Raw genomic sequence first — 13,870 nt, 5'->3', positions numbered from 1 at the left:
TCGGCGACGGATCGCGGGCAGCGTTCAGCGGGCGGCCAGCACCAGCGCCAGACCGATCAGCGCCGGAACGGTCTGCACGAAGAGGATCTTCCGGCTGGCCGTGGCGGCGCCGTACGCACCGGCCACGGCCACGCACACCAGGAAGAACACCTTCGCCTGGAAGCCCACCGGGTCGGACGCCACCGCGCCCCACACCAGCCCGGCGGCGAGGAAGCCGTTGTACAGCCCTTGATTGGCGGCGAGCGCCTTCGTCTCGGACGCGAACGCGACGCTGGTCCCGAAGGCGGCCCGGGCCCGCGGACCGGTCCACAGGAACATCTCCAGGACCAGGATGTAGACGTGGAGCGCGGCGATGAGCAGGACCACGACGGTGGCGAGGATCGACATGGACGCCAGACTCACACACGGCGCCCGTGCCCCTTCGGCAACGTGCCGGGTCCGTCGCTCCGGCTCCGCACCGGAGCCGGAGCGGGGTCGCGTCCCCGGTCAGGCGGAGGGAGGGTTGCCGTAGTACGCGTCCGGGCCGTGCTTGCGGGTGTAGTGGCGGTCCAGGACGTGCTGCGGCGGCTCGACCGTGCCCAGGGCGATGGTGTGGAGGGCCATCTCGGCCACCGCCTCGCAGATGACGGCGTGCTCCAGCGACCGGGTGGCGTCGCTCCCCCAGGTGAAGGGGCCGTGGTGGGCAACCAGGGCGCCGGGGACCTCCCTGGCCCGGGTGTCGTCGCGGCCCAGCAGGTCCACGATCACCTGGCCGGTGTTGTACTCGTAGTCCGTGGCGCACTGCCGGGGGGTGAGAGGCGCGGTGACGGGGACGGGACCGTTGAAGGTGTCCGCGTGGGTCGTGCCGAGCACCGGTATCGGACGCCGGGCCTGGGCGAAGGCGACGGCGTGGGTGGAGTGCGTGTGGGTGACGCCGCCGATGGAGGGGAAGGCCAGGTAGAGGCTCCGGTGCGTCTCCGTGTCGGTGGACGGTCGCAGATGGCCTTCCACGACGCTCCCGTCGGACAGGGAGACGACGACCAGGTCCTCCTCGCCCAGTTCGTCGTACGGCACGCCCGAGGGCTTGATGACGAAGACTCCGGCGTCCCGGTCCACGCCGCTGACGTTGCCCCAGGTGAGGGTGGCCAGGCCGGCCCGGGGGATGCGGAGGTTGGCCTCCAGTACCTCTCGTCGCAGTTCCTTGGAAACGGCGGTGCTCCTCACGGAGGTCTCCGTCCTGGTCGGGGTGGAGGGGGCGGCGGGTGCGGCGGGGGCGGCGGGTGCGGCGGGGGTGCTCACAGGGTCTGGGCCAGACGGTGGTACGCCTGGTTCCAGCGCAGCTCGCGCGTGAAGCGCCGGACGGTGGTGTCCTCGTCGATGACCGCGAGTTCGGTCCGCAGCATCTCGGCGAGGTCGTCGAGCTCCTCGCCGACGAGGGCGGTCGTCAGGACCGTGTGGTGCGGCGCCCCGGCCGTCAGCCATGCCTCGGTGGAGGTACGCAGGTCGGGGCGGGGCCGCCAGACGGCTCGGGCGACGGGCAGCCGGGGCAGCGGCTCCGGCGGGGCGACGACGTCGATGCGGTTGGCGACGAGACGGAACCGGTCGCCCATGTCGGCGAGGCCGACGACGACCGCCGGACCGGGATCCGCGTCGAAGACGAGGCGGACCGGGTCCTCGCGGCCGCCGATGCCGAGCGGATGGATCTCGCAGGAGGGCGTCGCCGTCGTGAGCGAGGGGCAGACCTCGAGCATGTGGGCGCCGAGGACCAGCTCCTGACCGGGAGTCAGGTCGTAGGTGTAGTCCTCCATGAAGGACGTGCCGCCGGGCAGGCCGTGGGCCGTCGCCTTCAGGGTGCGCAGGAGTGCGGAGGTCTTCCAGTCCCCTTCGCCGCCGAAGCCGTAGCCGTCCGCCATCAGGCGCTGCACGGCGAGTCCGGGCAGCTGGCGCAGGCCGCCGAGGTCCTCGAAGTTGGTGGTGAAGGCACGGAACCCGCCTTCCGTGAGGAAGGTGCGCAGACCGGCTTCGATGCGGGCGGCGTAGCGCAGGGATGCGTGGCGCTCACCCCCGGGCCGCAGTTCGGGCGCGAGGGCGTAGAGGTCCTGGTACTCCTTGAGGAGGGCGGAGACGGCGTCCTCGGGAGCGGCGTCGACCGCGGCGACGAGGTCGTTGACCCCGTAGGTGTTGACGGAGACCCCGAACCGCAGCTGTGCCTCGACCTTGTCGCCTTCGGTGACGGCGACGTCGCGCATGTTGTCGCCGAACCGGGCGAGTTTGAGGGTGGTGAGTTCGGCGCGGCCGACGGCGGCGCGGGCCCATCCGGCGATGCGGTCGACGACGTCGGGCGCGGAGACGTGCCCGGCCACGGTCTTGCGCGGGACGCCCAGCCGGGTCTGGACGAAGCCGAACTCGCGGTCGCCGTGGGCGGCCTGGTTCAGGTTCATGAAGTCCATGTCGATGGTGGACCAGGGGAGTTCGCGGTTGGCCTGGGTGTGCAGGTGCAGCAGGGGCTTGCTCAGGGCGTCGAGGCCGGCGATCCACATCTTGGCCGGGGAGAAGGTGTGCATCCAGGCGATCACGCCGATGCAGCGGTCGTCGGCGTTGGCGTCCAGGCAGACCCTGCGGATGGCGGCCGCGTCGGTGAGGACCGGCTTCCACACGAGGCGGACGGTCATCCGGGGCTGTCCGGCGAGGGTGTCGCAGATGGCGCGGGACTGGTCGGCGACCTGGGCCAGGGTGTCGTCGCCGTAGAGGGCCTGGCTCCCGGTGAGGAACCAGATCTCGCGGTCGGGCGGGGCGAGCGTCATGTCGGGTGTGCTCCTCGGAGGTGCGGGGCGGACAGGTCGGAGGACTGCGGGAGGCCGGGGCGAAAGGGGCGGCTCGGTCAGCCGGTGGTGGCGGCGCGTGCGGCGTTGCGGATCCGTCGCAGGCGGTGCAGGAGGAGGTCCGCGCCGGTGCCGAAGTGCGCGTGCAGCGCGCGGTATTCGTCGAAGAGCGCGTCGTAGGCGTCCGCCCGTGCCGGGTCGGGCACGTACGCGTGGCGCTCGACGCTGCCCATGACGGCGGCGGCCGAGCGGACGTCGGGATGGGCGCCCGCGGCGACGGCGGCGTGAATGGCCGAGCCGAGCGCCGGCCCCTGGTCGGAGGCGCCGACGGAGACGGGGCGGCGCAGCACGTCGGCGTAGATCTGCATGAGCAGCGTGTTCTTCTTCAGTCCGCCCGTGACGATGAACTCCTCGACGGGGATCCCGCCTTCCTCGAAGGTCTCGACGATCATGCGGGTGCCGTAGGCGGTGGATTCGAGCAGGGCCCGGTAGACGTCCTCGGGCGCGGTGTCGAGGGTGAGGCCGGCGACGACTCCGGAGAGATGGTGGTCGACGAGGGGGGAGCGGTTGCCGTTCATCCAGTCCAGGGCGACCAGGCCGTGGGCGCCGACCGGTTGGCCGGCGGCCTTGCGGGTCAGGAGCTGGTGCAGGTCCTCGCCCGCGGCCTCGGCCTCGGCGCGGTAGTGGTCCGGCACGCCCTGGCGGAGCCACCAGGCGAAGATGTCGCCGACCGCGCTCTGCCCCGCCTCGTAGCCGTACGCGCCCTCGACGATGCCGCCGTCGACGACCCCGCAGATTCCGGGCACCTCGGCGAGGACGGCGCCGTTGAGGACGTGGCAGGTGGAGGTGCCCATGATGGCGAGCATCCGGCCGTTCTCCACGGCGCCGGCGGCCGGTGCGGCGACGTGGGCGTCGACGTTGCCGGCGGCGACGGCGATGCCTTCGGGCAGGCCGGTCCAGTGCGCGGCCCGGCGGCTCAGGGCGCCGACGCGGGAGCCCAGCGGGGACAGCGGGTGCTCCAGGCGGCTGGCGGGGAAGTCGGCGAAGCCGGGATGGAGGCGGGCGAGGAACTCGGGCGAGGGATAGGCCCCGTCCTGGTGGATGCCCTTGTAACCGGCGGTGCAGGTGTTGCGGGACTCGTCGCCGGTGAGCTGCCAGACGATCCAGTCGGCCGCCTCGATCCAGCGGGCGCAGGCGGCGTAGACCGCGGGGTCCTCCTCCAGGACCTGGAGGGCCTTCGCGTACTGCCACTCGGCGGAGATCCTGCCGCCGTACCGGGCGATCCACTTCTCGCCGCGCGCGTGGGCGAGGGCGTTGATGCGGTCGGCCTGGTCCTGGGCCGCGTGGTGCTTCCACAGTTTGGGCCACGCGTGCGGGCGTTCGGCCCACTCCGGCGTCAGGGCGAGCGGGGTGCCGTCCGGGGTGGTCGGCAGGACCGTGCAGGCGGTGAAGTCGGTGCCGATGCCGATGACGAGGGCCGGATCGACGGCGGCGTCGGCGAGCGCCGCCGGGACGGCGGTCCGCAGGACGTCGCGCCAGTCGTCGGGGTGCTGCAGGGCCCAGTCGGGCGGCAGGGGCGCACCGGTGGTGGGCAGGCGGTCCTCGATGACGGCGTGGCGGTACTCGTGGACCGCCGAACCGAGTTCGGCGCCGTCCCGGACCCTGACCACGACGGCACGCCCGGACAGGGTGCCGAAGTCGACTCCGATGGTGCAGGCCTCGGGATGGCGGCGGTCCGCGGGGCCGGAAAGGGCGTGAGGGGTCACGATGCGTCTCTCTCGTCATGGGCAGGGGCCGGAGGAGCACTCTGATTGTTAACGCTCACAATTGGCTGCGACAAGAGCCAGGAGCACTTCTGTCGCAGATGAGGCGAAGAACGGGCGCCCCAAAGTGAGCGCTCACTTCGAGACGCCGACGGGCGGCGGCGGAGGAAGGCGAACGGCCGTCAGGGGGACGGCCAGGGCCGCCGGCCGCCGGCCACCCCGCAGGGCCGCCCGGCGCGTCAGCCCTCGCTCGGAGGCCGGGTGCTCGCGCGCATGATGAGCTGCGGTTCGACCAGGAGGTGTTCGGCCTTCCGGGCGCGGCCCTCGATGTGGTCGACCAGGAGGCCGATGCTCCGGCGGCCGATGGCGGCGAAGTCCTGGCGGACCGTCGTCAGCGGCGGCGGGAAGTACTCGGCCTCCGGGATGTCGTCGAAGCCGGCGACGGCGACCTGCGCGGGCGTGCGGATGCCGCCCTCGCGCAGCGCCCGCAGGACGCCGAGGGCCATCTGGTCGTTGGCGACGAAGACCGCCGTGACCGGGGTCGCCCCACGGCGGGCCAGGGCGAGCCCCGCGAGTTCCTGCCCGGCGCGGTAACCGGACAGCGGGCTCCAGTCCCCCGTCAGGACGCGCGGCGGGCGGATGCCGCTCTCCTCCAGTACGGCGCGCCACCCCGCGGTGCGGGCCTCGCTCTCCAGCCAGTCGTCGGGGCCCGAGACGTGCCAGACGGTGCTGTGCCCGGCGGCGAGCAGGTGCTCGGTGACCATGCGGGCGCCGCGTTCCTGGTCGAGGGAGACGCCGGGCAGGTCGAGCTGGTGGCCGCCCTCCACGGTGACCACGGGGAAGGGCGCGTCCAGTTCGGCCAGGGCCTGCACGTGCGAGCGCTGCGGGGTGATGGCGACGACGCCCTCCACGCCCCAGGCCGCGAGGTGGTCGATGGCGTCCTTGAGCCCCTGCCCGCCCCCGGTGCGCAGACTGACGGTCGAGACGAGGTAGCCCTGCTCGCGGGCCGCCTCCTCCAGGCCGGTCAGGGTGCTGGCGGGGCCGTACAGGGCGGTGTTGACGGCGATGACGCCGAGCGTCCGCGTACGGCGCGTGACCAGGGCGCGGGCGGCGGAGTTGCGGCGGTAGCCGAGCCGCTCGATGGCCAGGGTGACCTGCTCACGGGTGGCGGCGCGCACGTTGGGGTGGCCGCTCAGCACCCGGGAGACGGTCTGGTGGGAGACCCCCGCCTCCCGTGCGACGTCGGCCATCGTCGGCGGGCGGACGTCTTCCGCAGGCTGCGCCACGTTCGCCTCCCTTCTGCGCGCTCAGGGCTGTGCATCGATGTGAGAAAAACCTTAGCGCCTCTTGTATCACGCTGTTGTGAGCGCTAACAATCTAGCTCGACCGGGGTGCCGACGCCCTGGCCACCCAGCCGGAACGGTGCCGTCCCGGTGGTGCGAGGACCCGCGCTGCCGTCGAGCCCGTACCCGGTCGGAGCCGCCCCTCGACGACGGGATTGCCAGGTATCGCCCATGAAGAAGTTCCGATCCGCATCCGCCCTCCTGGCCGTGACCACCGGCTGCGCCCTGCTCCTGACCGCCTGCGGGCAGAACAGCGAGGGCGGCAGCCAGGAGTCGAAGGACAAGAAGGACCTCACCATCGGCATCGCCATGCCCACCAAGTCCTCCGAACGGTGGATCGCCGACGGCCGCAACATGACCGCGAGCCTGAAGAAGGCCGGCTTCGCCACGACCCTCCAGTACGGCGAGGACGACCCCGACCAGCAGGTCGCCCAGATCGAGAACATGATCACGCAGGGCGTCGACGCCCTCGTCGTGGCCGCCATCAACGGCGAGGCCCTGTCCAACGTCCTGCAGCAGGCGGCGGACGCCGACATCCCGGTGATCTCCTACGACCGGCTCATCCTGGGGTCCCCGCACGTCGACTACTACGCCTCCTTCGACAACGAGAAGGTCGGCGAGCTCCAGGCCACGTACATCGTGGAGAAGCTGGGGCTGAAGGGCGGCTCGAAGCAGGGCCCCTTCAACATCGAGCTGTTCGCCGGGTCCAACGACGACAACAACACCAAGTACTTCTTCAACGGCGCCATGAAGGTGCTCAAGCCCTACCTGGACAAGAAGCAGCTGGTCGTGCGCTCCGGGCAGACGCAGCTCAACCAGGTGACCACCCTGCGCTGGGACGGCGGAACGGCGCAGAAGCGCATGGACGACCTGCTGACCTCCTCGTACTCCACGGCCCGGGTCGACGCCGTCCTGTCCCCCTACGACGGCATCTCCATCGGCATCCTGTCGGCCCTGGAGTCCGACGACTACGGAAGCGCCGCCAAGCCGCTGCCGGTCGTCACCGGTCAGGACGCGGAGGTCGCCTCCGTGAAATCGATCATCGCGGGCCGGCAGACGCAGACCGTCTACAAGGACACCCGCGCGCTCGCGCAGGTCGCCGCCGACATGGTGGCCGCCGTCCTCGCCGGCCAGAAGCCCGAGATCAACGACGACACCACCTACCACAACGGCACGAAGGTGGTCCCGGCCTTCCTCCTCGATCCGGTCAGCGTCGACAAGTCGAACTACCGGAAGGTCCTGGTCGACTCCGGCTACATCGACGCCGGCCAGCTGCGATGACCCCCGCCACGCCCCACCCCCCCGCCGCACCCCCCTCCCCCGCCGCCTCCCCGGACGGTCCGGTCCTCGAGATGCGGTCCATCGTGAAGACCTTCCCCGGGGTCAGGGCACTCGCCGAGGTGACCCTGTCCGTGCGGCGCGGCGAGGTGCACGCCCTGTGCGGAGAGAACGGCGCCGGGAAGTCGACCCTCATGAAGGTCCTGTCCGGCGTCCACCCGCACGGGACCTACGAGGGCGAGATCCTCTTCGACGGCGAGGTGTGCCGCTTCAAGGACATCCGGGCCAGCGAGCAGCGCGGCATCGTCATCATCCACCAGGAGCTCGCGCTCGTCCCCCACCTGTCGATCGCCGAGAACGTCTTCCTCGGCAACGAGCCGTCCCGGCGCGGGATCATCGACTGGCACGAGGCGCTGCGCCGTGCCTCCGAACTGCTCCGGCGGGTCGGTCTCGACGAGCACCCCGGGACCCGGGTCGCCGACATCGGTGTCGGCAAGCAGCAGCTCGTGGAGATCGCGAAGGCGCTGGCGAAGGACGTCCGGCTGCTGATCCTCGACGAGCCCACCGCGGCGCTCAACGACGAGGACAGCGCCCAACTGCTGCGGCTCGTGGGGGAGCTGAAGAGCCAGGGCATCACCTCGATCATCATCTCGCACAAGCTGAACGAGATCGCCCGGATCGCCGACTCCGTCACCATCCTGCGCGACGGGCGGTCCATCGAGACCCTCGACGTCGCGGATCCGGCCACCGACGAGGAGCGCATCATCCGCGGCATGGTGGGGCGGGACCTCGACAGCCGCTTCCCCGAGCGCACGCCGTACGAGGGACCGGCCGACGCCCGGCCCGTCCTGGAGATCCGGGACTGGACGGTGCGTCACCCGCTCGACCGCGCCCGCAGGGTCGTCGACGGCGTCTCGCTCCAGGTCCGCCGCGGCGAGATCGTCGGCGTCGCCGGACTCATGGGCGCCGGCCGGACCGAGCTCGCCATGAGCGTCTTCGGCCGTTCCTACGGCCGCTACGAGCGGGGCGCCGTGCTCAAGGACGGCCGCGAGGTGGCGACCCGTACGGTCCCCGAGGCGGTCGCCCACGGCATCGCGTACGTCACCGAGGACCGCAAGCACTACGGGCTCGACCTCGGGGACTCCGTCAGCCGGAACATCTCGCTCGCGTCCCTCGGCGCCCTCGCCCGCCGCGGCGTCGTGGACGGGCACGAGGAGCGCAGGGTGGCCGAACGGTTCCGGCGGACCATGAACATCAAGGCCCCGAACGTCCTCGAACCGGTCGGCCGTCTCTCCGGCGGCAACCAGCAGAAGGTCGTCCTCAGCAAGTGGATCCTCGCCGGGCCGGACGTCCTCATCCTCGACGAGCCCACGCGCGGGGTCGACGTGGGAGCCAAGTTCGAGATCTACACCGTGATCGACCGGCTCGCCTCCGAGGGCAAGGCGATCCTCCTCATCTCCTCCGAACTGCCCGAACTGCTCGGCATGTGCGACCGCATCTACACCATGACCGCAGGACGGCTGACCGGCGAGGTCGCCCGCGCGGACGCCACCCAGGAAGTGCTGATGCGGCACATGACACAGGACACCCCCGCACCACCGGCGGTCACCGCAGACTCCGCCTCCAGCGAAGGACACACGGCATGAGCACCGAAGTCGGCACGAAGACGACCGCCCCGGCACCCCCGGACGGCGGGCCCCCGCCCACCGGGACACCGGTGGTCCGGGTGCTCCTGGACGGCGTCCGGCGGAACATGCGCCAGTACGGGATGCTGTTCGCGCTCGGCCTGATCGTGCTCCTGTTCCAGATCTGGACGGGCGGCGACCTCCTGCTGCCGCGCAACGTCTCCAACCTGGTGCTGCAGAACAGCTACATCCTGATCCTGGCCATCGGCATGATGATCGTCATCGTCTCCGGGCACATCGACCTGTCGGTGGGCTCCCTGATGGCCCTGGTGGGCGGGCTCGGGGCGGTGCTCATGGTCGAGCACCAGGTCGCCTGGCCCCTCGCGGTGCTCCTCACCCTGCTGCTCGGAGCCGCCGCGGGCGCGCTGCAGGGCTTCTTCATCGCGTACGTCGGCATACCGTCGTTCATCGTCACCCTCGCCGGCATGCTGCTGTTCCGCGGGCTCACGGAGATCTTCCTCAAGGGACAGACGCTCGGCCCCTTCCCGGAGGGACTGCAGAAGATCGCCAACGGGTTCCTGCCCGAGACGGGGCCGCGGACCAACTACCACAACCTGACCCTGCTCCTCGGCCTGGGACTGATCGCCTACGTGATCCTCCAGGAGGTGCGGGACCGCCGCCGCCAGCGGGAGTTCGCCCTCGAGACGCTCCCCACGGGCCTGTTCGTCCTCAAGGTGACGGCGCTGGTCGCGGCCGTCCTGGCCACCACCCTGCTGCTCGCCAGCTACAAGGGCGCCCCCGTGGTCCTGCTGATCCTGGCCGCGCTGCTGGTCGGCTTCGGCTATGTGATGCGGAACGCGGTGATCGGCCGCCACGTGTACGCGATCGGGGGGAACCTGGCCGCCGCGAAGCTGTCCGGGGTCAAGGACCGGAAGGTGACCTTCGCGGTGTTCCTCAACATGGGGATGCTCGCGGCGCTCGCCGGGCTCGTCTTCGCGGCGCGCTTCAACGCGGCCTCGCCGAAGGCCGGCGTGAACTTCGAACTCGAGGCCATCGCCGCCGCGTTCATCGGCGGGGCGTCGATGAGCGGCGGCGTCGGGACCGTCCTGGGCGCCATCATCGGCGGCCTGGTCCTCGGCGTGCTCAACAACGGGATGAACCTCGTCGGGGTCGGCACCGACTGGCAGCAGGTCATCAAGGGCCTGGTGCTGCTCGCCGCGGTCGGCTTCGACGTGTGGAACAAGCGGAGGGCGGGCGCCTGACGCCTTCCCACCGATGTGCCCGCCGGGTTCCTCCACCGGCGGGCACATCCATGTCGGCCTGTCGGGCCCCGCCCGGAGGTCTACTGCTCCGGACGGGATCCGCCGAAGAGCCGCTGGAGAAGGATGAAGACGAACAGCAGGCCGCCGATGACGATGCGCGTCCACCACGAACTCAGCGTGCCCTGGAAGCTGATGACCGTCTGGATCAGGCCGAGGACCGTCACGCCCAGCGCGGTCCCGAGGACGAAGCCGGAGCCGCCGGTGAGCAGCGTCCCTCCGACGACCACGGCGGCGATGGCGTCGAGCTCCATGCCGACGGCGTGCAGGGCGTAGCCGGACAGCATGTAGAAGGTCAGCAGCAGACCGCCGAGGGCGGAGCACAGACCGCTCACGGCGTAGACCGCGACCTTGGTGCGCCCCACGGGCAGGCCCATGAGACGGGCGGACGACTCGTTGCCGCCCAGGGCGTAGACGGTGCGGCCGAAGCGGGTGTGGTGGAGGACGACGAAGGCGAGCACCAGCAGGACCAGCGCGATGACCACCGCGGGGGTGACGAACAGGCCCCCGGGCAGCAGCACCCGCGTCTGCGCGATCCGCGTGGTCGTCGGGTCCGTGAGGGAGACGGACTCGGTGCTGATCATGTAGCAGAGGCCGCGGGCCAGGAACATGCCCGCGAGGGTGACGATGAACGGCTGGATCTCGAAGGTGTGGATCACCCAGCCCATGAGGGCGCCGCCGCCCGCTCCCACCAGCAGCACCAGCGGCACCGCCAGGGCGAGCGGCACACCGTTCTGTTCGACGAGCGAGGCCGTCAGCATGGTCGACAGCGCCACCATGGAGCCGACCGACAGGTCGATGCCCCCGGTGAGGACGACGAACGTCATGCCGATCGCCACGACGAGCAGGAAGCCGTTGTCGATCAGGACGTTGAGCAGGACCTGCGCGGAGAAGAAGCCCTCGTACCGCAGGGAGCCGATCGAGAACATCGCGATCAGCAGACCGGCCGTCACCATGAGCGGCAGCCGGGCGGCGTGCCGTACGGAGACCTTCCGGAGCGGTCCGGCCAGGGAGTTGAGGGTGGTGCTCACGGGTGGACCTCCTGCTGACGGGCTGCCACGTCGCCGGCCGCGGGCGCCCGGTCCGGGGCGGCCGCGCGGCGACGGCGGGAGAGGCGCGCGCGGAACGCGGGCGACTGGACGAGACACACGGCGATGACGACCACGGCCTTGAAGACGAGGGTGGTCTCCGGCGGGACGCCGAGTGTGTAGATGGTGGTCGAGAGGGTCTGGATGATCAGTGCGCCGAGGACCGTGCCGCCGAGGGAGAAGCGGCCGCCCGTGAGCGCCGTGCCGCCGACGACCACGGCGAGGATCGCGTCGAGTTCGATCCACAGGCCCGCGTTGTTGCCGTCGGCGCTGGACACGTTGGAGCTGATCATCAGGCCGGCCACCGCGGCGCACACGGCGCTCACGACGTAGACCACGACCAGGAGCCCGGCCGCCCTGATGCCGACGAGTCGGCTCGCCACCGGGTTGCCGCCCACGGATTCGATGAGCATGCCGAGCGCGGTCCGCCGGGTGACGAGGGAGGTGACGGCGACGAGGGCCGCGGCCAGCAGCACGGCGAAGGGCAGGGTGAGCCAGTAGCCGCCGCCGATCATCTTGTACGCGCTGCTGGACACGGTGATGATCTGGCCGTCGGTGATCAGCTGGGCCACGCCCCGGCCGGCGACCATGAGGACCAGCGTGGCGACGATGGGCTGGACGCCGAGCCCGGCGACGAGGACGCCGTTCAGCAGTCCGATCGCGGCGCCCACGCCGAGCGCCAGCGCGATCGCCGTCATGACGGTGGGCAGGCTTCCGGGGTCCCGCGCGCCGGCGATGTGCTCGCACGCGAGGGCGCCGGCGATGGCGACCGTCGAGCCGACCGAGAGGTCGATGCCCCGGGTCGCGATGACCAGCGTCATGCCGAGCGACACCAGGATCAGCGGGGCGCCGAACTGGAGGATGTCGATCAGGCTGCCGTACAGGTGCCCGTTCTGGACGCGGACGGCGAAGAAGTCGGGGGTGAGCGCGACGTTCCCCAGCAGCAGGGCGGCCAGGACGGCGGCGGGCCAGAAGAGGCGGTGCCGGGTGAACCGCCGGGCGCCGGTGGTGCGGGTTGGACGCCCGCCGGCGGCGGTGTCGTCGGGTGGGGTCATGAGGTGGCTCCGGTGGCGATGGTGCCCAGGATCCGGTCGGGCGTCAGGGTCGGGTCGTTGGGGAGGGTGGCGACGAGCCGGTGGTCGCGCAGGACGCCGATCCGGTGGCTCAGCCGCAGCACTTCCTCCAGTTCGGCGGAGATGAAGAGGACCGCGGTGCCCTCGGTCGCCAGGCGGGTGACGAGTCTCTGGATCTCCGTCTTGGCGCCGATGTCGACGCCCCGGGTCGGTTCGTCCAGGATCAGCAGCTCGGGGTCGGTGAGCAGCCACCGCGCGAGCAGCACCTTCTGCTGGTTGCCGCCGCTGAGGTTGCGGACCGGCGTCTCGGGGGCGGCCGGGCGGATGTCGAGGGCCTCGATCCACCGGGCGGCGATCTCGTCCTGCCGGGTGCGGGAGAGGGGCTTGGTCCAGCCGCGGGCGGCTTGGAGGGCGAGCACGATGTTCTCGCGCACCGTGAGCTCGCCGATCAGGCCCTCCGCCTTGCGGTTCTCCGAGCAGAAGGCGATCCTGCGGGCGATCGCGGCGCGCGGGGAGCGCAGGACGGCGCGTTCGCCGCCGATCCGGAGCTCTCCCGCGTCGGCGTGGTCGGCTCCGAAGAGCAGCCGGGCCGCCTCGGTGCGTCCGGAGCCGAGGAGCCCGGCCAGGCCGATGACCTCGCCGCGGTGGATGTCCAGGTCGTAGGGCTGGACGGCGCCGGACCGGGCGAGCCCGCGGGCGCTGAGGAAGGGGGTGTCCGCGGACTCGGGCGTGGCCGCGGTGCCGGTGTGCGACGTCTCGGCCAGTTCGTCGAGGGTGCGCAGCGCGCCGCCGACCATGCGGTGGACGAGGGTGACGGGGGTCAGCTCGTCGATCCGGTACTCGCCTTCGAGACGGCCGTTGCGCAGCACGGTCACCCGGTCGCACAGGTCGAAGACCTGGTCGAGGAAGTGGGTGACGAAGAGGATCGCGACGCCCCGGTCGCGCAGCCGGCGCACCAGGGCGAACAGCTGGGCGACCTCGTCCCGGTCGAGGCTGGACGTGGGCTCGTCGAGGACGAGGACCTTCGCCCGCACGTCCACGGCCCGGACGATCGCGACCAGTTGCTGGACGGCGAGGGAGCAGGTGCTCAGCGGCTGCCGGACGTCGAGGTCGAGTTCCAGTTCGGTGATGAGCCGTGCCGCGCGGTCGTGCAGGGCCGGCCAGTGGACCAGCCCCAGCCGCCGGGGTTCACGGCCGATGAGGATGTTCTCGGCGACCGACAGGTTGGGGCACAGGTTCACCTCCTGGTAGACCGTGCTGACTCCGGCGCGCTGTGCCTCCAGCGGTTCGGCGAACCGCCGGGGGCTGCCGTCGACGGAGACCGTTCCCGCGTCGGGCGTGTGGACGCCGGTGAGGACCTTGATGAGGGTCGACTTGCCGGCGCCGTTCTCGCCCATCAGCGCGTGGACCTCGCCCGGGAAGAGGCGCAGGTCCACCCCGTCGAGGGCGAGGACGCCGGGGAACGCCTTGCGGATGCCATGGGCCTCCATGACGGGCCGGTCGGTGCGGGTGGGGGTGCCGGGGATGGGTGTGGGGTCGGGGGTGCCGGGGGTGGGTGGGGCTGTCATCCGCCCTCCTCT

General features: G+C 71.6%; 11 protein-coding genes. 3 read left to right on the top strand and 8 right to left on the bottom strand.

The features are described from left to right. Positions 1-24: 24 nt before the first annotated feature. The 5 genes from ACNJ93_RS26410 to ACNJ93_RS26390 form a co-directional block, all read right to left on the bottom strand. Positions 25-387, bottom strand: a complete 363-nt coding sequence (locus tag ACNJ93_RS26410; RefSeq protein ID WP_418959942.1) for a DUF1304 domain-containing protein — start codon at positions 385-387, stop codon at positions 25-27. Between the two features lie 99 nt (positions 388-486). Next, a complete protein-coding gene (araD, locus tag ACNJ93_RS26405; protein WP_418959941.1) occupies positions 487-1,203 on the bottom strand; it encodes an L-ribulose-5-phosphate 4-epimerase AraD in 717 nt (238 codons plus the stop codon). Between the two features lie 71 nt (positions 1,204-1,274). Then, entirely contained in the window at positions 1,275-2,783 is a 1,509-nt protein-coding gene (gene araA, locus ACNJ93_RS26400; RefSeq protein ID WP_418959940.1) for an L-arabinose isomerase, read from the bottom strand. Positions 2,784-2,860: 77 nt separating this feature from the next. After that, on the bottom strand, positions 2,861-4,567 hold the full coding sequence (araB, locus tag ACNJ93_RS26395) for a ribulokinase (protein WP_418959939.1): 1,707 nt from the start codon (positions 4,565-4,567) through the stop codon (positions 2,861-2,863). Positions 4,568-4,803: 236 nt separating this feature from the next. Then, positions 4,804-5,850 (bottom strand): LacI family DNA-binding transcriptional regulator, encoded by a 1,047-nt coding sequence (locus ACNJ93_RS26390; RefSeq protein ID WP_418959938.1) that lies wholly within the window; start codon positions 5,848-5,850, stop codon positions 4,804-4,806. Positions 5,851-6,078: 228 nt separating this feature from the next. Between ACNJ93_RS26390 and chvE the strand changes: the two genes are divergently transcribed. Genes chvE through mmsB form a run of 3 tightly spaced genes read left to right on the top strand, consistent with a single transcriptional unit; the run spans position 6,079 to position 10,072 of the window. Continuing rightward, positions 6,079-7,188 carry a multiple monosaccharide ABC transporter substrate-binding protein gene (gene chvE / locus ACNJ93_RS26385; RefSeq protein ID WP_418959937.1) on the top strand — a complete coding sequence of 370 codons (1,110 nt, stop codon included), beginning with the start codon at positions 6,079-6,081 and terminating at the stop codon, positions 7,186-7,188. Then, positions 7,185-8,831, top strand: coding sequence for a multiple monosaccharide ABC transporter ATP-binding protein (mmsA, locus tag ACNJ93_RS26380; protein WP_418959936.1), 1,647 nt, complete (start codon positions 7,185-7,187; stop codon positions 8,829-8,831). Before chvE ends, mmsA begins: the two co-directional genes overlap by 4 nt. After that, on the top strand, positions 8,828-10,072 hold the full coding sequence (gene mmsB, locus ACNJ93_RS26375; protein ID WP_418959935.1) for a multiple monosaccharide ABC transporter permease: 1,245 nt from the start codon (positions 8,828-8,830) through the stop codon (positions 10,070-10,072). Before mmsA ends, mmsB begins: the two co-directional genes overlap by 4 nt. 80 nt (positions 10,073-10,152) lie before the next feature. Here the strand turns inward: mmsB and yjfF are convergent, their stop codons facing one another. Genes yjfF through ACNJ93_RS26360 form a run of 3 tightly spaced genes read right to left on the bottom strand, consistent with a single transcriptional unit; the run spans position 10,153 to position 13,780 of the window. Continuing rightward, positions 10,153-11,160: a galactofuranose ABC transporter, permease protein YjfF gene (yjfF, locus tag ACNJ93_RS26370; RefSeq protein ID WP_418959934.1), complete on the bottom strand. Its 1,008-nt coding sequence runs from the start codon at positions 11,158-11,160 to the stop codon at positions 10,153-10,155. Next, positions 11,157-12,272 carry an ABC transporter permease gene (locus ACNJ93_RS26365; RefSeq protein WP_418959933.1) on the bottom strand — a complete coding sequence of 372 codons (1,116 nt, stop codon included), beginning with the start codon at positions 12,270-12,272 and terminating at the stop codon, positions 11,157-11,159. The genes yjfF and ACNJ93_RS26365 overlap by 4 nt, the downstream gene beginning before the upstream one ends. Then, positions 12,269-13,780 (bottom strand): sugar ABC transporter ATP-binding protein, encoded by a 1,512-nt coding sequence (locus ACNJ93_RS26360; RefSeq protein WP_418961531.1) that lies wholly within the window; start codon positions 13,778-13,780, stop codon positions 12,269-12,271. The genes ACNJ93_RS26365 and ACNJ93_RS26360 overlap by 4 nt, the downstream gene beginning before the upstream one ends. Positions 13,781-13,870: the final 90 nt, after the last annotated feature.

The sequence above is a fragment of the Streptomyces tritici genome (genome assembly GCF_048500665.1).
GTDB lineage: Bacteria > Actinomycetota > Actinomycetes > Streptomycetales > Streptomycetaceae > Streptomyces > Streptomyces tritici.
This window is presented reverse-complemented; position numbering and strand designations above follow the sequence as displayed.